Annotated in this window: 19 protein-coding genes, 1 pseudogene, 2 riboswitches and 1 other annotated feature; of the genes and pseudogenes, 1 reads left to right on the forward strand and 19 read right to left on the reverse strand. The window is 45.1% G+C overall.

Annotation, left to right across the window (positions count from 1 at the left end; all coding sequences use genetic code 11):
- A pseudogene (locus BLR50_RS14550) lies at positions 1-229 on the reverse strand (IS481 family transposase); the annotation flags it as partial.
- Between the two features lie 178 nt (positions 230-407).
- Positions 408-517: riboswitch (TPP riboswitch) on the forward strand.
- A gap of 128 nt (positions 518-645) precedes the next feature.
- On the opposite strand from BLR50_RS14550, the gene BLR50_RS03200 reads away from it, so the two are divergent.
- Complete coding sequence (locus BLR50_RS03200) at positions 646-1,275, forward strand: energy-coupled thiamine transporter ThiT (RefSeq protein WP_092638488.1); 630 nt, start codon at positions 646-648, stop codon at positions 1,273-1,275.
- A 160-nt stretch (positions 1,276-1,435) separates the two neighbouring features.
- Here the strand turns inward: BLR50_RS03200 and BLR50_RS03205 are convergent, their stop codons facing one another.
- From BLR50_RS03205 to BLR50_RS03290, 18 genes are all read right to left on the reverse strand, one after another.
- Positions 1,436-1,834, reverse strand: coding sequence for a thioesterase family protein (locus BLR50_RS03205; protein WP_242871679.1), 399 nt, complete (start codon positions 1,832-1,834; stop codon positions 1,436-1,438).
- A gap of 30 nt (positions 1,835-1,864) precedes the next feature.
- On the reverse strand, positions 1,865-2,296 hold the full coding sequence (locus BLR50_RS03210) for an ACT domain-containing protein (protein ID WP_092638489.1): 432 nt from the start codon (positions 2,294-2,296) through the stop codon (positions 1,865-1,867).
- 73 nt (positions 2,297-2,369) lie between these two features.
- The gene (locus BLR50_RS03215; protein ID WP_092638491.1) at positions 2,370-3,677 is read right to left on the reverse strand and encodes a phenylacetate--CoA ligase family protein; all 1,308 of its coding nucleotides are present in this window, start codon (positions 3,675-3,677) and stop codon (positions 2,370-2,372) included.
- A gap of 41 nt (positions 3,678-3,718) precedes the next feature.
- Positions 3,719-4,309 carry an indolepyruvate oxidoreductase subunit beta gene (locus BLR50_RS03220; RefSeq protein WP_092638497.1) on the reverse strand — a complete coding sequence of 197 codons (591 nt, stop codon included), beginning with the start codon at positions 4,307-4,309 and terminating at the stop codon, positions 3,719-3,721.
- Positions 4,306-6,051, reverse strand: coding sequence for an indolepyruvate ferredoxin oxidoreductase subunit alpha (gene iorA, locus BLR50_RS03225; protein WP_205408658.1), 1,746 nt, complete (start codon positions 6,049-6,051; stop codon positions 4,306-4,308). Before iorA ends, BLR50_RS03220 begins: the two co-directional genes overlap by 4 nt.
- Before the next feature lie 137 nt (positions 6,052-6,188).
- Positions 6,189-7,508 (reverse strand): phenylacetate--CoA ligase family protein, encoded by a 1,320-nt coding sequence (locus tag BLR50_RS03230; RefSeq protein WP_092638508.1) that lies wholly within the window; start codon positions 7,506-7,508, stop codon positions 6,189-6,191.
- A gap of 109 nt (positions 7,509-7,617) precedes the next feature.
- A complete protein-coding gene (locus BLR50_RS03235) occupies positions 7,618-9,126 on the reverse strand; it encodes a sodium:solute symporter family protein (RefSeq protein WP_092638510.1) in 1,509 nt (502 codons plus the stop codon).
- Positions 9,127-9,332: 206 nt separating this feature from the next.
- Positions 9,333-9,905: a manganese efflux pump MntP gene (locus BLR50_RS03240; RefSeq protein WP_092638513.1), complete on the reverse strand. Its 573-nt coding sequence runs from the start codon at positions 9,903-9,905 to the stop codon at positions 9,333-9,335.
- Between the two features lie 152 nt (positions 9,906-10,057).
- A complete protein-coding gene (locus BLR50_RS03245) occupies positions 10,058-12,577 on the reverse strand; it encodes a cation-translocating P-type ATPase (RefSeq protein ID WP_092638515.1) in 2,520 nt (839 codons plus the stop codon).
- A 206-nt stretch (positions 12,578-12,783) separates the two neighbouring features.
- Positions 12,784-12,880: riboswitch (NiCo riboswitch) on the reverse strand.
- A 127-nt stretch (positions 12,881-13,007) separates the two neighbouring features.
- The gene (sigE, locus tag BLR50_RS03250) at positions 13,008-13,739 is read right to left on the reverse strand and encodes an RNA polymerase sporulation sigma factor SigE (RefSeq protein ID WP_092638517.1); all 732 of its coding nucleotides are present in this window, start codon (positions 13,737-13,739) and stop codon (positions 13,008-13,010) included.
- The gene (locus BLR50_RS03255; protein ID WP_162840304.1) at positions 13,729-14,652 is read right to left on the reverse strand and encodes a sigma-E processing peptidase SpoIIGA; all 924 of its coding nucleotides are present in this window, start codon (positions 14,650-14,652) and stop codon (positions 13,729-13,731) included. Before BLR50_RS03255 ends, sigE begins: the two co-directional genes overlap by 11 nt.
- A gap of 176 nt (positions 14,653-14,828) precedes the next feature.
- Positions 14,829-16,496, reverse strand: coding sequence for an AMP-binding protein (locus BLR50_RS03260; protein WP_092638521.1), 1,668 nt, complete (start codon positions 16,494-16,496; stop codon positions 14,829-14,831).
- Positions 16,489-17,085: a helix-turn-helix domain-containing protein gene (locus BLR50_RS03265; protein WP_092638523.1), complete on the reverse strand. Its 597-nt coding sequence runs from the start codon at positions 17,083-17,085 to the stop codon at positions 16,489-16,491. Before BLR50_RS03265 ends, BLR50_RS03260 begins: the two co-directional genes overlap by 8 nt.
- A gap of 132 nt (positions 17,086-17,217) precedes the next feature.
- Positions 17,218-17,461 (reverse strand) — a binding site (T-box leader).
- A 51-nt stretch (positions 17,462-17,512) separates the two neighbouring features.
- Positions 17,513-18,166, reverse strand: coding sequence for an HAD family hydrolase (locus tag BLR50_RS03270; protein WP_092638529.1), 654 nt, complete (start codon positions 18,164-18,166; stop codon positions 17,513-17,515).
- Between the two features lie 160 nt (positions 18,167-18,326).
- Positions 18,327-19,226 (reverse strand): DUF4097 family beta strand repeat-containing protein, encoded by a 900-nt coding sequence (locus BLR50_RS03275; protein ID WP_092638530.1) that lies wholly within the window; start codon positions 19,224-19,226, stop codon positions 18,327-18,329.
- Positions 19,223-19,801, reverse strand: coding sequence for a DUF1700 domain-containing protein (locus tag BLR50_RS03280; RefSeq protein ID WP_092638531.1), 579 nt, complete (start codon positions 19,799-19,801; stop codon positions 19,223-19,225). Before BLR50_RS03280 ends, BLR50_RS03275 begins: the two co-directional genes overlap by 4 nt.
- Positions 19,788-20,114, reverse strand: coding sequence for a PadR family transcriptional regulator (locus BLR50_RS03285; protein ID WP_092638541.1), 327 nt, complete (start codon positions 20,112-20,114; stop codon positions 19,788-19,790). Before BLR50_RS03285 ends, BLR50_RS03280 begins: the two co-directional genes overlap by 14 nt.
- Before the next feature lie 208 nt (positions 20,115-20,322).
- A complete protein-coding gene (locus tag BLR50_RS03290; protein WP_092638544.1) occupies positions 20,323-21,516 on the reverse strand; it encodes an AI-2E family transporter in 1,194 nt (397 codons plus the stop codon).

The following is a 21,516-nucleotide window of genomic DNA, read 5'->3' on the forward strand; positions in this document are numbered from 1 at the left end:
GCATGCGACCTATCAGGTCGAGCTCTTCTTTGGTATGCTGATTTGGATGACTGTGTGGCCTTCGTGATTGGCAGCCTAGAGATTCTACCGTTCCATCATATCGCTTTTTCCAAAAATAGATATACGATCGGCTTTTGTTATATTTCCGGCTGGCTCGGCTCACGCCATATTTCTCCACATACTTCATTAGGGATTGTCTGTACTTCATGTCTTGTGTTATGCTGTTCATGAGAGATGAGGTCTCCTTTCGGCTTGTTAGGTGTGGTAACTCAACAATAACCGATTTCTCCTCATCTTTCATCTTTTTTTATCTACTGTCCAATATGTATTGTAGTCCTACAAGGAAATAATGAAAAGAACGCAACAGACAATTGACAAGAAGCTTTTTTGCGGTTATACTTAACCTGACAATTAAACAGGGGTGCTGAACATTCGGCTGAGATAAAACCACATAAGGTTTTGAACCCTTTAACCTGATCCGGATAATGCCGGCGTAGGAAGAATAAAGTTATTTATGATTCACTCGTCATGCTTTACCGGCATGGCGTTTTTTATTGCCTTGTAAGTTTGAGGTGGATGCCATGTCGTACTTTCCGGGAATATGCTCAGTAATTGTCGCATATATTACTTGGGAGGAATTTAATCATGGAAAAAAACAAAACAAGGCTTCTGGCCGAAAGCGGGCTGATGATAGCCCTAGCTGCAATTCTTTCACTCATAAAGTTTATCCCTATGCCCTATGGTGGCTCTGTTACGCTGTGCAGTATGCTGCCCATCATGCTGATCAGCTATAGGAATGGCATAAAATGGGGGTTGTTTACCGGTTTTGCCTATGGTATTGTACAGCTTATTCTGGATATCCCCTCCGGTATCTTTAAGGGTGTTACACTGGGTTCGGTTGTCGGGGTTATCCTTTTTGACTATCTGATTGCCTTTACCTGTCTCGGCCTTGCCGGATTGTTCAGAAAGGCTGTCAAAAACCCTAGCCTGGCAATTTTATGCGGCGTAATAGTTTCCGGCTTGCTGCGTTATCTTTCACATGCTATTTCCGGCTTTATCTTTTACTCGTCTTACGCAGAATGGTTCTTCAGCCAGGAAGGTTTTACGCTTGGCCAGAATATTCTGAACAAATACAGCGGAACCACACTGTCAATTATCTATACCCTTTTCTACAACGGCACCTTTATGATACCTGAAATCATCATCACCGCTGTGGTTGCGGTACTTGTTGGGGGGATATTTACCCTTACTGCAAAGAAAGCAGCTGCTAAATAACTCTTTTCACCGAAATAAAGAACGGTACAAAGTGTTTATACTCATCTCGATTATAAAACCTCTAAAAAATCTTCGCCAAAAGCTTTGATTTATAGCTTCTGGCGAAGATTTATTAGTAAGGTTTTAATGAGAGACTAGTGTTACTTTATACCGTTCTTTTTTATGCTCTTTCTGGCAGTTTGCTTTGGGCTTTCTGTTCAAATTTGTCTTTATTCAGGTACACTCTTGAATGAGTACCTTCACCGATCTTTTCTTTTTCATCAAATGCACTTACCCTAAAATCAATCCGTCTGCCCTCAACCGCAATAATCTCGGCTTCAGCATATACCTTCATGCCAAGCGGCGTAGCCGCCGTATGGCTTACGCTAACAGCCGATCCCACGCTGATAATTCCGGGTTCTAAAAACTGCTGCAGGCAGGCGCTAGCGGTGCTTTCAATCAACGCAATCATCATTGGGGTTGCAAAGACAGACACATCTCCGCTTTTAACGTTTTTAGCAAGCATCTCTTCTGTTACAATCCATTCTTGCTTATACCTTGTTCCGATTATGATTTCCACGCTTAACCTCTCATCGTATCAGTGATTTGTTTAGAGCGAATAGATATCAGTGCACTCCAACAACTCCACGCCGTTTTGCTTAAACATCTCCACAGCCTTCTCATTGTCTTCCAGACGCAGGATAACATATGCCTTTTCTCCTTTGCGGCTCACAAAGGCATACATATATTCTACCCCGATATTGGCGTTGTATAAAAGGTTGAGTGCCTTGGCCAGCCCGCCCGGCTTATCATCTATACCGATGGCGATAACCTGGGTGAGCGAAACCGCGAAGCCTGCCTCCTTGAGGGACTTTTCTGCTTGGTCGGGGTTATTGACAATCAGCCGCAGAATCCCAAAATCGGTAGTATCGGCAATAGAAAGCGCGCGGATATCAATCTTGTGTTGCTCCAGAATTGTAGAAATCTCTGAAAGTCTGCCAGGCTTATTCTCAACAAAAACGGACAGCTGCTTAATAAACATTCGTATCCCTCCGTCGTGTAGTTTTATCCATAAGATTATTATACCATATCCTTCTTCTGTATGCGAGTGAAGGTTAAATCTTGCGCTTATCAATAACACGCTTGGCCTTTCCTTCGGAACGCTGGATAGATTTCGGCTCAACCAGCCGCACCTTTGCTGCAATACCAAGGGTGGATTCCACAGCGGCGCGGATTCTGCGCTCCTGTTCCTCAATGTGCCTTACAGCGTCGGAGAACATCGATTCAGACATCTCCACCTGAATCTCAAGCGTGTCGAGATTGTCTACTCTATCTACAATCAGCATGTAGTGCGGCGCGGTTTGGCCAAGTGAAAGCAGTACGCTTTCAACCTGTGAAGGAAATACATTTACACCTCGGATAATCAGCATATCATCGGTTCTGCCACAGGGCTTGGTCATCTTAATGAAGGTGCGCCCGCAGGAGCATTTCTCACGTGTAAGGGTCGCAATATCTCTGGTACGGTAACGAATGAGCGGAAGCGCTTCTTTTGTAATTGCGGTAAATACAAGCTCGCCCTGCTCGCCTTCTGGCAGCTGCTTACCCGTTTCAGGGTCTATAATCTCAGCGATGAAATGATCCTCGTTGATATGCATGCCGGTTTGCTCGCTGCATTCAAACGAAACGCCAGGCCCCATAACCTCCGAAAGACCATAGATATCATAGGCCTTGATGCCCAGCAAGTTTTCAATCTCTTTGCGCATCTGCTCTGTCCACGGCTCGGCACCAAAGATCCCGGCCTTGAGCTTGAGCTGAGATTTATCTACACCCATCTCTTTAAGCGTCTCACCCAGATAAAGCGCGTAAGACGGCGTACTGCAGAGGATGGTAGAGCCGTAATCAAGCATGATTTGAATCTGACGCTGGGTGTTGCCCGTTGAAACCGGGATAACCGACGCCTTCATGGCCTCCGCACCGTAATGCATTCCCAGTCCACCAGTAAACAAACCGTAACCGTAGGCGATATGTACGAAATCCTTTGCATTACCACCCGCTGCTACCAGCGCACGGGCAATAATCTCTTTCCATACATCCACATCATTCTGGGTATACCCTACCACCGTCTGTTTACCGGTGGTGCCGGAGGAAGCATGGATTCTTACAATCTCATCCATCGGTACCGCAAACATCCCAAAGGGGTAATTATCCCTTAAATCCTGCTTTACCGTAAACGGCAGCTTGGAAAGGTCATCAACCGAACGGATATCATCAGGGGTAACGCCCATCTCATCCATACGGTTTCTGAAGTAGGCCACGTTCGCGTATACCTTGCGTACGGTTTGAGAGAGACGCAAAGACTGCAGACTCTTTATTTCGTGAACAGGCGCGGTTTCTATATTCGGGGTCCAGTAATTCTGCTGCATGTTTATAGACCATCCTTTCTTGTAAGCAGTATCCGCCAAACTTATAGGGAGGAGTTCGCTCCGATATTGAATGCCTTTTGGTTAAACTCTAAAAACTTTGCGGGAACGCATTCGATAATGGCCTTAGACCATATCTCACTCTTAAAATGCAGGAATTTTGAGAGAACGCCCATCAGAACAACATTTACCGCTTTTGCGTTTCCCGCCTGCTTAGCAAGTGATAATGCGTCGATCTGCACCAGATTTATGTCCATAGCTTTAATCTTACCGGCTATATCCTCGGGGTAAGCTGCTGCTCCGGTAATCACCGGCATCGGGTCGATATGCTGACTGCTGGTGATAATAGTGCCGCCCTTTTTTAAAAACGGGATATAACGGGCAGCCTCCAGCAGCTCAAAGGCGATGATATAATCAGCCTCGCCGGGGTCTATGGTCGGGGAATAAACCTTACTGCCGTATTTTACATAGGTAACAACGGAACCGCCGCGCTGCGACATGCCGTGTACCTCTGAAACCTTGGCATCATAACCTTCACTTACCAATACATGCCCAAGCAGCTTACTGGCAAGCAGCGAACCCTGCCCACCGACGCCTACAATCATAATACTTTTCACATCATTGTTAAAGCTCATGCCTGCTCCTCCTTCTCTGAGCCGATAGCGCCAAATGCACATAAGCCGGCACATAGGCCGCAGCCCACACAAAGGGTTGTATCAATGCTTGCTTTGCCATCCTGCATACGGATGGATGGGCAGCCGATCTTAAAACAGGCACGGCAGGCGCGGCACTTTTCACGGTTAATCGCAAGAGGTTTGTCGTGCTTAACATTCTTGAGCAGCGCACAAGGGCGGCGTGCGATGATAACAGAAGGCTCCTCTACGGCTAATTCCTCTTTAATAATAGCAAGGGTGTTCTTTACATCATTGGGGTCGGTAATCCGAACTCTTGAAATACCTACGGCCTCACACAGCTTTTCGATGCTGATCCTGGCAGTAGGGTCACCCTTAATAGTAAAACCGGTGGTAGGATTCTGCTGGTGCCCCGTCATTCCGGTAATTGAGTTATCAAGAATAAGTATAGTTGATACACCTTGGTTGTATGCGATATCTATAAGGCCGGTGACGCCGGAGTGCATAAAAGTGGAATCACCGATAACCGCAACGCTGTTTCTAGCCGACTGTTCCCCGCGCGCCTTATTAAAACCGTGCAGGCCGGAGATGGAGGCGCCCATGCAGATGGTGGTATCCATGGCCGCAAGGGGCGGAGCTGCCCCAAGGGTATAGCAGCCAATATCGCCGAATACCGTTACACCTAATCGGTTCAACGCATAAAACAGCCCTCTGTGCGGGCAGCCCGGGCACATCACCGGCGGACGCATGGGTACAGCCTCCCCGAAGCTTTGTATGCTTGTTTTTTCTCCCAGCATCTTCTCGCGAATAAGGCTTTGAGAATACTCTCCGATGTAAGTAAACAGTTCCTTTCCAATAACCTCAAGGCCAAGCTTCCGGCAGTGGGTTTCGATGACATCATCCAGCTCTTCAATGATGTAAAGCGTATCAACCTTACATGCAAATTCTTTAATCAATTTCACCGGCAACGGGTGTATCATACCCAGCTTTAGGTAGCTTGCGCTGTCGCCAAGCGCCTCTTTTGCGTATTGATATGCAATGCCTGCAGTGATTACGCCTACCTTTAAGCTGTTATATTCTACGGTATTAATATCAGCGGTTTCAGCGTATTCAATCAGCTTCTTGGTACGCTCTTCCACCACCACATGCTTTGGTTTTGCGTAGGCCGGCATCATTACATACTTTGTGGGGTCCTTTTTATACTCTTTTAGATCCAGCTCCTGCCTATCCTCAGTTTCAATTATGCTTTGAGAGTGCGATACTCGGGTGCTCAGGCGTAGTAATACAGGGGTATCAAACTGCTCTGACAATTCATAGGCAAGTTTGGTGTATCTTTTGCATTCCTCTGAATCAGCCGGTTCCAGCATCGGTACCTTGGCAGACTTTGCATAATGGCGGGAATCCTGTTCATTCTGTGATGAGTGCATCCCGGGATCGTCGGCCACAGCGATCACCAGGCCTGCATTTACGCCGGTATAGGATGCGGTAAACAACGGGTCGGCCGCCACATTCATACCCACATGCTTCATGGCACAGAACGCACGTGCCCCGCCGATAGAAGCCCCCAAAGCCACCTCGCAGGCTACCTTCTCATTAGGAGCCCACTCGCAATAGATTTCTTCATACTTGCAGGCATATTCGGTAATCTCGGTGCTTGGTGTTCCCGGATAGCTTGAAACAACCCGAACACCCGTTTCGTATAAACCACGCGCAACCGCCTCGTTGCCCAGCATTAGACCTTTCACTACTATAATCTTTCCTTTCTTGTAGAAGCCGGGGAGTTGTGCGGTTTCGGCGTTGCCGAAATTCTCGGTAAACCAAAATTCAGTTTACCGAATTTTGGTTTGGACCAGAAAAGCACAAAACCCTGAGTTTGAAAGATCTATCTTTCAAACTTTTCCTCCTTGGTATTGCGTAAATCAAATACTCGTTTAGCCTTGCCCTGATACCGCTCCAGCGATTTAGGCTCGGCAAGTGTAACCTTTGCTTCGATACCAAGTACCGTCTTTAACTTGGCACGGATAACACGCTGCAGCTTCTCAAGTTCAGAATATTTTTCAAGCAGGCTGGTATCTATCAGTTCAACCTTTACCTCAAGGGTATCCATGAACCCTTCACGGCGTACAATCAATTGATAGTGTGCGCCCACCTGCGGGCAGGAAACCAGTACGCTTTCAATCTGCGACGGGAATACATTCACACCGCGAATCTTCAGCATGTCGTCGGTTCGGCCCATAATCTTATCCATTCGCACATGGGTTCTGCCGCAGCGGCAAACCTCGTAGTTTAGTCTGGAAATATCCTTGGTACGGTAGCGCAGCACCGGGAAGCCCTCTTTTGTTATGGTGGTAATAATCAGTTCTCCCGCTTCCCCGGCGGCAAGGTTTTCTCCGGTTTTACTGTCGATAATCTCGGGGATAAAATGATCCTCTGCAATGTGCATACCATCGCGATACTCACATTCGCCCGAAACCCCCGGGCCCATCAGTTCGCTCATCCCATAGTTATCGGTAGCAAACAGCCCCCAAGCCTCTTCTATTTTATTACGCATCTCTAATGAGCAGCCCTCTGAGCCAAACAGACCCAGCCGAAGCTTAAAATCATCCCTTGTAAAGCCCATATCCTTGGAAACCTCTGCCATATATAATGCATAAGAGGGAGTAGAAACAAGAGCGGTTGCACCGAAGTCCTTCATGAGCATAAGGTTCTTTTCGGTATTGCCACTGGAGGTAGGTACAACGGTCGCACCAAGGCGTTCAAGCCCGTAGTGCAGGCCAAGTGCACCGGTAAAAAGCCCGTAGCCAAAAGCTATATGTACCAAGTCGTCTTCCCGTGCCCCCGCGGCAACAACCAACCGGGCAACAAGGTCGCTCCAATTATTCAAATCGCTCTTGGTATAGCCAACCACCGTTGGCTTTCCCGTGGTTCCGGAGGAAGCATGAATGCGTACAATCTTGTTCATGGGAGCCGCAAACATGCCAAACGGGTAGGTATCACGAATATCCTCTTTGGTTGTAAACGGTATGTATTTTAAGTCGCTTAGGCACTTAATCTTATCGGGTGAGACCTTTGCATCATCAAACTTTTTACGATACATCGGCACCGTTTGATAACAGTGGCTCACAATCCATTTAAGCCGTTCAAGCTGTAGCTTTTCCAGCTCTTTGCGGTTCATGGTTTCAAGTTCCTTCTGCCAAAACATGAGCAGAACCTCCAATTTTATATTTGTATTCAATAACGCAGAATGCTAAACCATATGGCTGGCATACAGTTTAGCAATATCTGCACTATCATTCCTATTAAGGGTTATATTATACGTTCGTGGGTTCTGCAGTTTGAAGCGTATATTCCTTATTATAAAAATGTTCTTTAGCGGTTTGCTCCTCGGCGCTGAGCTTTTTACTAAGCTTGCTGCCGATAAAGCACGCTAAAAACGAAGCTGCAATCGAAATTACCCCGTATACCGCAGAATTTGCCGATTTAAAACCGGAGGATACCGCAAGCACGGTGCAAAGCAACGGCCCTGTAATCATCCCAGCCCACGCCCCTGCACGGTTTAACCCCTTCCAGTAAAGTGAAAGAAGGAACGGTGCCAAAAAAGCTCCAGCAACGCTGCCCCATGAGAAGGCCATCAGCATCAGTATTGGCGATTTTAGTGAAGCAATCAAATAAGAGGTTGCAATAAACAACAGGCACAGCAGCCTTGTAACCCAAAGAGTTGTTTTTTTGCTCATCGATTTCACGAAAGTTTCCTTTAACAGATCTATCGCAATTGCTGAGCAGGAGGTTAGCGTAATACCTGAAAGTGTAGATACAGAAGCTGACAGAACCAATACTAAAACAACACCTAATAGTATCTCAGGCAGAGTACCTACCAATATGTTTGGTACCATTACATCATAATTTACCGCTCCGTTCACCTTAGGTACCTCATTAAAAAATAGCCTTGTGAGTGAACCGATAAAATACGCGCTGACAGCAATAACTGCGCAGAAGATGGTGGAGATGACTGTTCCGGCCTTTACGCTCCTTTTGTCGGCAATGCAATAGTATTTATGGATCATCTGAGGCATCCCCCAGCTTCCGAAGCTGGTAAGCAACACCAAGCTCACTACTCCAATTACTGTCTGCCACGAAAAGCTGGTCAAGCCACTATCAACCATTTTATCATACACCATTGCAACACCGTTTGCAATGCCGCCTACCGAACCGCTGCGCAAAATAAAGAATACCATTGCAGCAACACCTATAAGCATAACGACACCTTGAATAAAGTCAGCCTGAAGCGACGCTACATAGCCGCCTACTACCAAATAAATAGCTGCGACAACCGCAATACCCAGCATAGCCATATGATAATCAACATTCAAAACCTTTTCGCATAGGTAGCTTAAACCGGAGTATACCGACGCAGAATAAGGAGTCATAAAAATAAATATAATAACCGCTGCATAGATTTTCATGCCCTTGCTAAAAAAACGTGTTTCGAAAAACTGCGGCATGGTTTTTATTTTCAACCGCCTTGTAACCTCGCGTGTACGCTCAGCCAAAACGGCCCATGCAAGAAATGCACCAAATAGCGCATTTCCTAAACCAATGGCAAGTGCCCAAAGCCCAAAGTCCCAGCCAGAGCGCCCAGCGTAGCCGATAAAAATAACCGCGGAAAAGTACGTAGCACCATAGGTGAACGCCGAAACCCACGGCCCTGCACTACGGCCACCTACCACAAAGGCTGTTAAGGAATTTGCTTTTCTGGCACTCGCAACGCCGACAGCAAGCATGAGTAAAAAATAGATACCTACAATAATCCATGTGGCCATAAATCATTTCCGTTCTGCCGCTGTGCATTCGGCTATGTATTTTTAAAAACAGCCTTATCCTGCACAGTAGGATAAGGTATAAGTTTAACACCCTGCCATTTTAATGTTTTAAAGCTTTTAGGTGATAAAGTGCCTTAGTAATAATAATACGACTGCATGTAAAAATAGTCAAGCAGTCGTAGGTTGTAAAAAATAATTTTGTATATTTAGCTAAAAAAAACATCCTCAATGAATATCTTTATTCCTAGTAAAATGAGCACTACACCGCCAAAAATTTCAGCTTTGTCCTTTAAAAGCCTGCCAACACTTTTGCCTAAGTATGCACCGGCCAGACAAATAACAAAGGTCACGCCTGCAATCATAGCTGCAGCATAGATAATATCCACGTTCATCGCCGCTAAACTTACACCAACTGCCAGTGCGTCAATACTGGTTGCAACGGCCTGAATAAATATAGTTTTTGCAGAGATTCCGCCTGCAGGGCACTCTTCCTTTGGGTTTCTAAGCTCTTTGATGGTTTCCACAATCATTTTAACACCGATAAAGCTTAGTAATATCAGTGCCACCCAATGATCAATCTGTTGAATGTAGGAAGCAAAAACCTGCCCCGCCAGCCATCCTATACAGGGCATGATACCCTGCGCAAGCCCGAAAGCAAACGCAAATATCAATGCCTGCTTAAGCCGCATTTTTGCAACGCACATACCATTACTAACCGAAACAGCAAACGCATCCATTGCAAGACCAATTGACATAACCAATAAGGTTAACAAACTCACGACGTCAAATCCCCTTAATACTAGAATATCACTTCAATTATTATACTAATATTTCCGCAGTCACTCAATACATTAGACAGCATTTTACTTTGTTATGTTGTTTAAAAACGCTGGGGCAACCGAATATGTTGCCCCAGCAATCATATAAGCACTTATTTTACTGCAAGTTTTTTAATAAGTTTTACCAACTCATACCACAAAACCGATCCAGCTGCGATGCCTATCGTTAGCAAAAGCTGCTCTAAGGATAACGGAGCCAATTTTAAGAAGGCGTTTAGCGGTGTATACAGAATTACCAGCAGGCCAGCTATCGTTCCAAGGTTAACCGCCCACATTACCTTATCCTTCATTAATCGGCCAATCGATTGCAGTGCAAAATCAGTAATGGAGCTGTTCACCTGAACTAGGAACAGGTTTGCCAACATAATAATCGCAAGCCCCATGGAACGGGCCAACTCGGCACTGCCGTTTTGCATCAGCACTAAATAATAGGTTCCGAATGAAGCACCGAATACCGCCAAACCCTGCAGAATACTCTTAGTCAGCCCACCCACGGTTAAAAGCTTTTCCTTCGGATTGCGTGGCTTGCGTTCCATGATGTTCTTTTCATTGGGCTGGCGTTCCAACACAATGGAGCAGGTTGGGTCGATAATCAGTTCCAATAGCACCACATGCAGAGGTAGAAGCATAAGGTTCGCCGGAGCAATACCCAAAAGCGGTGCCAGCAGGGATGCAAACGCAATGGGAATATGAATGGTAAACACATATCCTACCGCTTTACGGATGTTATCATAAATCCGTCTGCCATCCCGGATGGTATCCACGATGGTAGAGAAGTTATCATCCATCAGAATAAGGTCTGCGGCTTCGCGGGATACCTCGCTGCCCCGCTTACCCATCGCAATACCGATATCCGCGTATTTTAACGCCGGGGCGTCGTTTACGCCATCACCTGTCATGGCCACAATTTCGCCGTTTTCCTTAAACGCTTTTACAATTCTCATCTTATGCTCCGGAATTACCCGAGAAAAGATGCTGACGTCTTTTACCCTTTCACGAAGCTCCTCGTCCGACATATCATTGAGCATATCACCCGTAATAATATGGTCACAGTCCTTCATGCCAATCTTCTTGGCAATGCTTGCCGCGGTAATACCGTTATCGCCTGTAATCATTACCACGCGGATACCCGCTTGATAGCAAACAGCAATATCCTGTTTTACTGATTCTCTGGGCGGGTCGGCAAGGCCGATTAACCCGCATAAAGTTAAGGTACAGCCGGTAATTTCAGCAGGAATCTCTTTTGTTGACACAAGTCCCATCTTGCCAACCGCGATTACGCGCAGCCCAAGCAATGACATGCTGCGAAGCTTTTCTTCCGCATTACTGCGCTGCTCATCGGTCAGAGAACAAAGCGGCAATATCCGTTCAGGCGAGCCTTTGGCGGCGATAATAAGCTTGTCGTCATGACGCCAAACGTGGCCCATCATCTTTAGTTCGTTGGTAAAGGCATACTCGGTTATAAGCTCACCGCCAAACAGGTGCTCCCTGCTGATTCCAAGTTGCTCACAATGGGCAAGCATTGCCTTTTCCATAGGGTCGTATGCATCTGTTTCACAGCCGAGGCCCATAACCTCACAGAGCTCTTTTTCATCAACCTCTGCCGCCCATGTTTCCTGAACCGTCATCTGGTTCATGGTTATGGTACCGGTTTTGTCTACACAAAGCACCGAAACAGCACCTAACGTCTCAACCGAGGGCAGCTTACGCACAAGCGATTGCTTTTTTGCAAGGCGCCATGCACCCATAGAGAGGAAAACGGTCAGTATTACGGGGAACTCTTCTGGAATCATGGCCATCGCAAGCGTGATGCCCGAAAGAATGCTTTCTATGATACGATCCCCGACTGCGTGATCAGGTATATTAAACCATGTTATGAAACCTACCGCCGAGAATAATACAGCAGCAATACCGGTGCAGAGCTTAACCAACCCCCCGGTCTGCTTTTGAAGCGGTGTATCCTGTACGGGGGCTGACGCTACATTCGCCCCAATTTTTCCGTACTCTGTTTGAGTACCAATCTTATCTACACAAATTACGGCATTCCCCTGTGTTACCAAAGTACCGGCGTAACAGTAGTCCCTGCGCCAGTAATCGTTGGAGGGTTGTGAATTCTCAGTAGCTACCTTCCAAACACCCTCTGCCTCACCGGTAAGAGAGGATTCATCCACACAAAGGTCACTGCATTTTATAACCACACCATCCGCGGGAATCTTGACTCCTTCACAGATGAGCATTAAATCACCGGGAACAAGTTCTGCGCTGGCAATTACTATTTCCTTACCCTCACGAATTACGGTAATTCGCGGCGCGGATAGATCTTTGAGCGCATTCAGGGTTTTATCGGTTTTCCACTCCTGAATAATGTCGATGCTGATAATACCGATAACAAAAATCAGCATAATCGCCCCATCCCGGGGCTCACCCAAAATAAAGTAGATAACAGCCGCCACAATCAGCAGCAGGAACATTGGTTCGCAGATTACATGAAAGGCCTTGCTGATAAAGCTTTGCTTTTTCTGGGGCGCCAGTTCGTTCTTGCCATACTGCTGACGGCGCTTCTGCACCTCGGCTTCGGTTAAGCCGGTTGTAGACGTTGTAATGTTGCTCATAACAGTATCCTCCTGATATCATCTTTCGATGAGTAGTGAATACTCTATGGCACTCCATCTTAATACAACTCTGCTTTTCGAGTTGCAGAGTTGTATAATACTGCTACGTAATTAAAGAAATAAAATACCTCACACGGTGTTTTTTACGCAAACAGTATTACAGTATATATTCCCCAGAGCATAAAAAATACATCTGTGGAACATACTACTGTCCCACAGATGTAATGTATTTCATCTGCTGCCGTATACCACGGCCCGGCACATAAACTTAGTACAATTTATGGCCTGATCAGATTGTACTGTAGCGATATGCAGTGCAAAGAGATTGGATATATTGTAATATATGCAGCCAAAACTGTCAAGCGTTCTCATACTAATTCTAAATAATTTCAAATAAGGTCACATTGGAATAAGTATTAGCAAATAAGCATTACATACAGGTAACCTTATCCAGTTCCTTTCTAAGGCGCTTAATAATGCGTTTTTCAAGCCGTGAAATGTACGACTGTGAGATACCGATCATATCGGCTACCTCCTTCTGCGTTCGCTCTACGCCGTCAACCAAGCCAAAACGCATCTGCATGATGATTTTTTCGCGCTCTGAAAGCTTATCAACCGCTTCATGCAGCAGCGTTTTTTCCACATCCTGTTCAATATGGCGGCTGATATAATCGCTGTCGGTTCCCAAAACATCCGAAAGAAGAAGCTCATTGCCATCCCAGTCAATATTCAGCGGCTCATCAATCGATAGGTCGTTCTTATACTGAGTGCTCTTGCGTAAAAACATCAAAATCTCGTTCTCAATACAGCGGGAGGCATAGGTAGCAAGTTTGATTCCTTTATCCGGGCAGAAGGTGTTTACCGCCTTAATCAGCCCGATTGTTCCGATGGAGATCAAGTCCTCAACCCCCACTCCGGTGGATTCAAACTTGCGCGATATGTATACCACCAGTCTTAAATTGTGTACAATCAAGGTCTTTCGGGCACTCTCTTCATCGGTTTCAAGCTTTTTAAACACGATGGATTCTTCATCGAGTGTTAAAGGCGGCGGAAGGGTTTCGGGGCCGTTGATATAATATATTTTTTCATATAGTCCAAGGCGTAATAGCAGTCTAATAACCGCCAATCGAATTTTATCCGGTATGCCAGATTTACCCTTCATATGCCTCAGCTCTCCGTTTCTCGTTACTTATTTCTATTATTTTAGGGTTGAGTATACAGGAATAATCTGTCCCGGTTACTTGCTTTTCCGAAACCGCGACATAAACGTCTCGAACGGAATAGCGTTTTCCGTTCTGCTCAAGTTCAAAGCTTTCAGGCCTGAATGCCGGCAGTACCCCTTCGCCTGAAACATCGTTATATGGAATAAGACGTATGGCGACTGCATGTTGGCTTTGTGAAAGGGCCTGAAACCCCGCTGTAATATCTTTTCGTATAACCATCTCTGTAATCTGCTCAGGGAGGATATGTTTAAGTTCATTTAAACTGCATACCGCTACAGGTGCCTGAGAAAAGGTTTCACACAGGCTGTTACCGGTATCAACAACCGCATTCACTGTCACCTTTTTACCGCAAAAGCCGATTGTAACCCGATAGTTCAATGCCTGAGGTGCTCTTCGCTTTGCAACAAACTGAATAACGGAAAGGATAAGATACGCGGCAATGGTATAGATCATCAGCCATAATGCGGAAATATTGATATAAACCACCGAATTGTTAATAATCATACCTTCCGGGCTTAACAGAAAATACAACCCGATAGCCACACCGCCATACAACAGCGTGCTGATAATAAAAATACAGCAGCACCGAATAAAGTTCTTAAAATTCTTAATACCAAAGGAAGCAGCCGTAATGCCGGATGCGAAAAGTACCTTTAAAAGCAAGTCTATAAAAAGGTTTAGCCGCGGGGCAAAGATAATCAGTGAGGTAATTGCACCAACAGCTGACCCTAACAATAATCGCAGCCTTTTATAAGGCATCGAGGCGCATTTTGCCGTAAAAAGCAATAAAAAATAGTTGACGAGCAGGTTTAAGCCGAGTAAAACATCCAGATACACGACCTGCTCATTCAACGTAATCGTCCCCTTTTGTATTCAATTATAAAGACATCCTTTTTGAGATTGTGTCATATTATATGCGGATAAAATAGCGAAAATGCTCCCATTTATTGATTAACTCTATGTTTGTAACCCCGCACAAACAAAAAGACGCCCGTTATTCGGACGTCTCTTCCTAAACAATATTATAATTACTGTGCAGACTCTTTAGCCTTGTTTTCACTTTCCTGCCTAATCTGCACACGGCGAATCTTACCGCTGATGGTTTTGGGCAGTTCGGATACAAACTCAATGATACGCGGGTATTTATAGGGAGCGGTTTGCTTCTTCACATACTCCTGCAGCTCTTTAGCAAGCGTGTCGGAAGCAGTATAGCTCTTGGTAAGCACTATCGTAGCCTTTACTACCTGCCCGCGAATAGGGTCCGGCGCACCGGTAACGGCACACTCCAACACAGCGGGATGCTCCATCAAGACGCTTTCGATCTCAAACGGGCCAATACGGTAACCGGATGCCTTAATGACATCGTCGGTACGGCCAACATACCAGAAGTAACCGTCCTCATCCCGCCAAGCGGTGTCACCGGTATGGTACATGCCGTCATGCCATGCCTCTTTGGTACGGTTCTCATCGCGATAGTACCCCATAAACAGGCCAACCTGCTTTTTATCGGCAGTGCGCACGACAATCTCGCCTACCTCACCGGTTGCCACAGGGTTTCCGTCATCGTCTACCAGATCGATATTAAATAGGGGCGAAGGCTTGCCCATTGAGCCTGGCTTAGGCGTAGTTCCGTATAGATTTGCAATTAAAACCGTTGTCTCGGTCTGGCCAAACCCCTCCATCAGCTTTAAGCCGGTGTAATCGTAAAAACGGTTGAACACCTCGGGGTTTAATGCCTCTCCAGCTACGGTTGCATACTTTAACGAGCTAAGGTCGTACCCTTCCATACCCTCTTTAATAAAGAAACGATAGATAGTTGGGGGCGCGCAGAACGAGGTAATACCGTATTTTTCAATCTTGTGCAGCAGATCACCTGCTGAGAATTTTTCGAAGTCGTAAACGAAGACTGCAGCCCCAAGAAACCATTGACCAAAAAGCTTACCCCAAACTGCCTTGCCCCAGCCTGTTTCGGCAACGGTTAGATGTAATCCATCGGAGGGGATGTTCTGCCAATGTTTGGCGGTAATCATATGCCCGATTGCATAGGTGTTATCATGGATTACCATCTTGGGGTAACCGGTGGTACCGGAAGTAAAATACAGCAACATTGGGTCATCAGCCGAAATCTCCGGCTTAACAAATGAACCATCTGATTTAGAGATTTCATCGTCCAAATCGATAAACTCAGGGTTTTCCCCTCTAACCATATACTTCAGTTTCAAATCCGGATACTCTTTTGCCGCATCCATAACATGCTGCGCTACCTCACCTTCGCCGGTGCAAATCACTGTTGTAATGCCGGCCGCTTCATAGCGATATAATAAATCCTTCTTGGTTAGAAGGTTGGTAGCAGGGATAACGATAGCACCGAGTTTCATCAACGCGGTAATCACATACCAAAACTGATAGTGCCGCTTTAGAATCAGCATGACCCTGTCACCTTTTTTAACCCCCGCTTTCTGAAATACGGCTGCTGTGCGGTCACTGAGGTCTTTTAACTCCCCAAAGCTGAAAATACGCTCTTCTCCATGCTCGTTACACCATACCAATGCACGACGGTTTGGCTCTTTCTGTGCAAAGGCATCAACAACATTGTAGGCAAAATTAAAGTCAGAAGGATAAACCGGTTCAAACGATGTAAGAACACCGTTTTCATCGAAACTCTCCTTACAATAAGCTAAATGAAGATTATCCATTGTGTTTCTCCTCTGCTTCCTTATGGTCTTTCAAAACAACGGCAAGGAACGTACAGTCGCTACCGTCGATTGCAATCATGCCATGTCCGTGACCGGAATTATAATAGATGGCATCGCCCTCATGCAGGATTTCAATATGGTTTTCCATCGCCACCTTCAGGCTGCCTTCAAGAACAAAATCAAACTCCTGCCCCTCATGGCTGCTCAGATGAATGGGTTGTTCCTGCTCCTGCTGGTGAAACGGCGCTGTAACCAAAAATGGTTCAGCATACTTTCCTTTAAACAGCGGAGCCAGGTGCTGGTAGGTAAAGCCTTCACGACGCTTGATAGGCAGGCCCTTATCCTTGCGTATCACCGAATAGAAGGAAAGGCGAGGGTTCTCGCCGGTAAGAAGTTCGACAAGATCAACGTGAAATACGTCTGAGCAACGGTAAAGAAAGGTAAACGAAAAATCAGTGTTTCCACTTTCAAGTGCTACATATTCATCTACCGAAACGCCCGTAGCCTTTGCCATGTGTTCCACCGAAAGCTCAAGAATCTCTCTTAGGGTTTTAATGCGCTCTGCAATCTCCGCAATTCGAGTTTCCATGATAATTCCTCCTGTAATAATGATTTGATTAGGCTGGTTAGCCCCTCATGATACATCATAATTATTTCCTCAAGTATACGAGGTAACCTTGTATTTGAGAAAAATAAAAAAGCCCATCCCAATTCTAAAAAGAACTGGGACGAGCTTATAATCAGTGCCCGCGGTACCACCCATATTTGTGTATAAAACACCACTTAGCGAAGTTCCAACAAACTTCCGACATTAACGCAGCCATACGGAGGATATCTACTTACCATATCGGTGTTCAACCCTCAGCTCAGGAGTGATAGGGCAACCTGTTTTCGCATACCGGTTTACACCAACCACCGGCTCTCTGAAATGCGGTGAAACAACCCGTCTCCATCATCGCTTTTAACCTTTATGTATTTATAATATGCGGTAGATTATCAATTGTCAATAGTTGATTTTATAAATGTTCTAAAAGTTGTGCAATCTCCTTCGGCTCCTGCACTATATAATCTGCGCCGGTAGTCTTCAGTTCCTCTTCCCCTCTAAAACCCCAAGCGACACCAATTGAGGGCATCTTTGCATTTTTAGCCGTTAGTACGTCTACGTTTGAATCGCCGATATAAACACATTCAGAGGCACTGAGCCTCAGCTTATTCATACAATAAAGTACACCATCCGGTGCAGGCTTCTTGGGCAGCTCTTCACTTGCACCCAGCACTATGTTAAAAAACTTCTCGCCAAAAATCTTGGTAATAAGCTCCTTGGAATAATCATGCGGCTTATTGCTTACCACACATACTAAGTATCCCTTAAGTTTTAATATGCGCAGCAGCCCCTCAATTCCTTTATAGGGTACAGTCAAATCGATATAATGCTGAGCGTAATGCTTAGAAAAAGCCTCTTTTACCTTTTGCTTTTGCCGTTCATCAACATCTGGGGGGAGGGTACGATCCAGCAAAACACTCACCCCGTTGCCAACAAAGTAGCGGTAATCATCTGCGGGATAGGTCTTGTATCCGTAAAGGCTTAATGCGTAGTTGCAGCTGGCAGCAAGGTCGTCTAATGTATTGAGCAATGTTCCGTCTAGATCAAAGATACAGCATTTTATCATCCGCTAAGGCCTCTTTCTACAGAATAAGCCGCCTTTCGACGGCGGCCGATCATTAATATATTACATCAACGATAATAATAAAATCAATGTACAAAAACTGAAAGAAACAGGGCCGATGCTATAAACTTTTGTTTAAAGCAACAGCCCTACTAATCTTAGACTAATAGATGTCTATGTTTCCGACATCCGCGCTTAAGCGAATCTTGCATGATTCATCCTTATACCTGATGGTACCAGATTTAGAGATGAATTCACCCCGATCAGAATCCTCATCGGCATCAATACTCAGGTGGTTCGAAACAGTTCCCATATTGCAGTCGTACTTAATCAGGAAGCCCTGATCTTTGGGTATATTCAGCGATATATTGCCAGCATTAACCTTGGCGATTATCTCTTCGGTAAAGCGGCAGCCCTCGTGTATCTCGGCGTTACCGGCGTTATTGGTAATATTCAGCTTTTTACCGCTTACATTATTAAGCTCAATATTACCGGCATTGAGGTCAACTTCAGTCTCATCGCAGTTGATATTATCCATACTGAAATCCCCGGCATTCAGGTTAAGCTTCAGCTTCTTATAGCTCTTCTCAGGAAGCCGGATTGTAACCTTTGTATGTGTAATGCCCTTCAAATCAAGATTTACATTATCACGGTAAGATACATCAATACTTGCGGTACTACCGGAAGCCTCCGCTTTAAAGGTTCTATGATCCCAGGCGGCTTTGGTGGTCTCTAGCAGTATCTCAGCCGTAGTACCCTGAGTTTTGACAATCTCAAGTTTTGCCGCGTCTACTGAAATATCAACGGTATCTACTTGTGAAAGATCAAGGGTTTTTGTTTGGCTTTCTTCAGCAACAAAGTCATCCCATTTATAATCCCATTCAACTGCAGAATGTTTGAAGTTATTAGTTATAAATTCACCTATTTTAATATTCCCGATATGGCCCGGGATATTATTAAGTATAACCGGTATACCGGTTGCCGCAGCAGCCACCGCAAAGCCAATTACGCAAAGCAAGGATACGACGGTTATAATTGAAACTATTATAATTGCTTTTTTCATTGTACTCTTACCTCCCCGTAACTTCTGTATTTTTTATATAACCAGATGCACAGCCAGGTAACGGCCAGCATGAGGAGTAAGGAGAGCGCCATCAGAAATACTCCAACAGAGATTACAAGTGCGGTAATAATCCATGAGCCCAGCGCCACACCTGCAGCTATCCCTGAAACCATAACCACCGCGCCACTGATAAAAACCGGTATAAAGGTTACATACATAAACACCGCAAAAAGTATGGCTAGAATAAAAAGCACCAAAAAGGTAGTTTCATTGCTCTTACGTGCCTGAACTCTTGCGGCTTCTGGGTTGTAGGGTACAGAAGCTGCAACGGGAGGTACCGTTGAAACCGGAGGCCTTCCCGAGCTACCTACACTATAAGCCGCATTGTTGGGAATATATTGGCTTGCATTCTTGAGCGGGTCACCAAGATCGTTGCAGATCTCTTCCTCGGTTTTTCCCTTGGCAAGACCGGCAGAAAAATGTTCTTCAAAATCCAAGATTATCTCAATCTTCTCATGCTCGGGTATACCTACCAGATGCGAATTCAGCTGCGCAAGGTATTCATTTTTCGTCATTGTCAAGCCCCCCTATCACCTTGATGACCTGTTTTGTAAAAACTGACCATTCTTTGTACTGTTCTTCCTGAGTTGCGAGCCCTTTCGAGGTTAACCGATAATACTTCCGCGGTGGGCCTTCGCTGGAATCTTTAATATACACCTCAAACTGCCCATCGTCTTTCAGCCGTCTGAGTATCGGATAAATGGTTCCCTCAGCTACCGGAATCTCTTTACTGATAGATTCTGCAAGTTCGTAACCGTATTTATCCCCTTGCTTCAGCAGTGAAAGCACGCATAGTTCCAGCACACCCTTTTTATACTGTACATTCATTAGGCAATGCTCCTTTCTTTTTCAGGCAGTGATTGATAAGTATACAATATTCAGTATTGATTATTACCACCTACCTGACGTAAAAAATAGGTATGCCTACAGTATATTATATACTACTGTATAATGCAATATACTGAAGACACATTCTATTTTTTGTATAAATCTATGCTCGCTATTGGTAGGTAAGTTGTAACTTTTATCCAAGTCTCTATAGCTTATGGCGTTCTGATGCATAGTCGGTTGTATTCGTGCTCAGGCCCTTTTTAGTTAAACGGTTATTGAGGTATTCTTTTACCAGTGAGTATAGCACCGAGAATAGCGGAATACCCACAAACATTCCAAGAATTCCAAACAGCCCCCCGCCTACCAATACCGCAAAGACAACCCACAACGGAGAAAGCCCCGTGGAATCGCCAAGGATTTTGGGCTCAAGAATATTGCCGTCGAACTGCTGCAAGATAAGCAGGAAGATTGCAAACCCTATTCCCTGCATGGGGTTCACCAGTAACACAAGCAGTATGCTGGGAATCGCACCGATAATCGGCCCGAAATAAGGGATAATGTTGCTGATGGCTACAATAACCGAGACAAGCAACGCAAACGGGAATCTCAGGATGCTCATGCCAATAAAACAAATGGCACCCAATATCAGCGAATCGATTATTTTTCCGGTTATAAAACCGCTGAAGATTTTATTGCTGGAACGAGTTATTTCTATCAAACGATCAGCAAGCTGGGGCTTTGCAACAGCGAATAGGAGCTTCTTGCACTGGGCAAAGATGCGTTCTTTGGCAATAAGCACATAGATGGATAGAATTAACCCCACAATAAGATTGAGCAGGGTTGTGGTAAATGATACGGTTACTCCATAAACATACGGCAAAACCTTTGTAATAAGGTCTGATGACTGACCGAACAGGTTTTGCAGATAGGTATAGAATTTTTCTATTCGAGAAATAACTGCGCTTTCGGGAATACCAAGTTTAGCAATGTTTTCACGGATAAAACCTAGGACATTCTCATAATAACCGGGTATATTGGTGCTTATGAGTTTAATATTGATTGCAATCTGCGGGATGATAAACATGATAGTTCCTACAATCAACAGCAAAGCAATCAGATAGGTCATTACAATGGCAAGGGCACGGATAAGTTTTGGGCGCGGTTTTTTCTTAGTTAAGAATGCAAATACCGTTTTCTCAAACCAATTACACAGCGGGTTTAACAGGTAAGCAATTGAAAACCCGTAGGCAAACGGCAATAGCAGATTCTTCAGCTTATTCAGAAAGCTCAGGGTAATATCAAAGTGCCCTACAAAAAGGTAGAACAAGATACCACCGCAGATTACAAGCAGCGCATAGATGGCAATCGTAGTGTATTTTTCATTCCAGTTAATCTTCAT

It is taken from the genome of Acetanaerobacterium elongatum, assembly GCF_900103835.1.
GTDB classification, from domain to species: Bacteria; Bacillota; Clostridia; order Oscillospirales; family Ruminococcaceae; genus Acetanaerobacterium; species Acetanaerobacterium elongatum.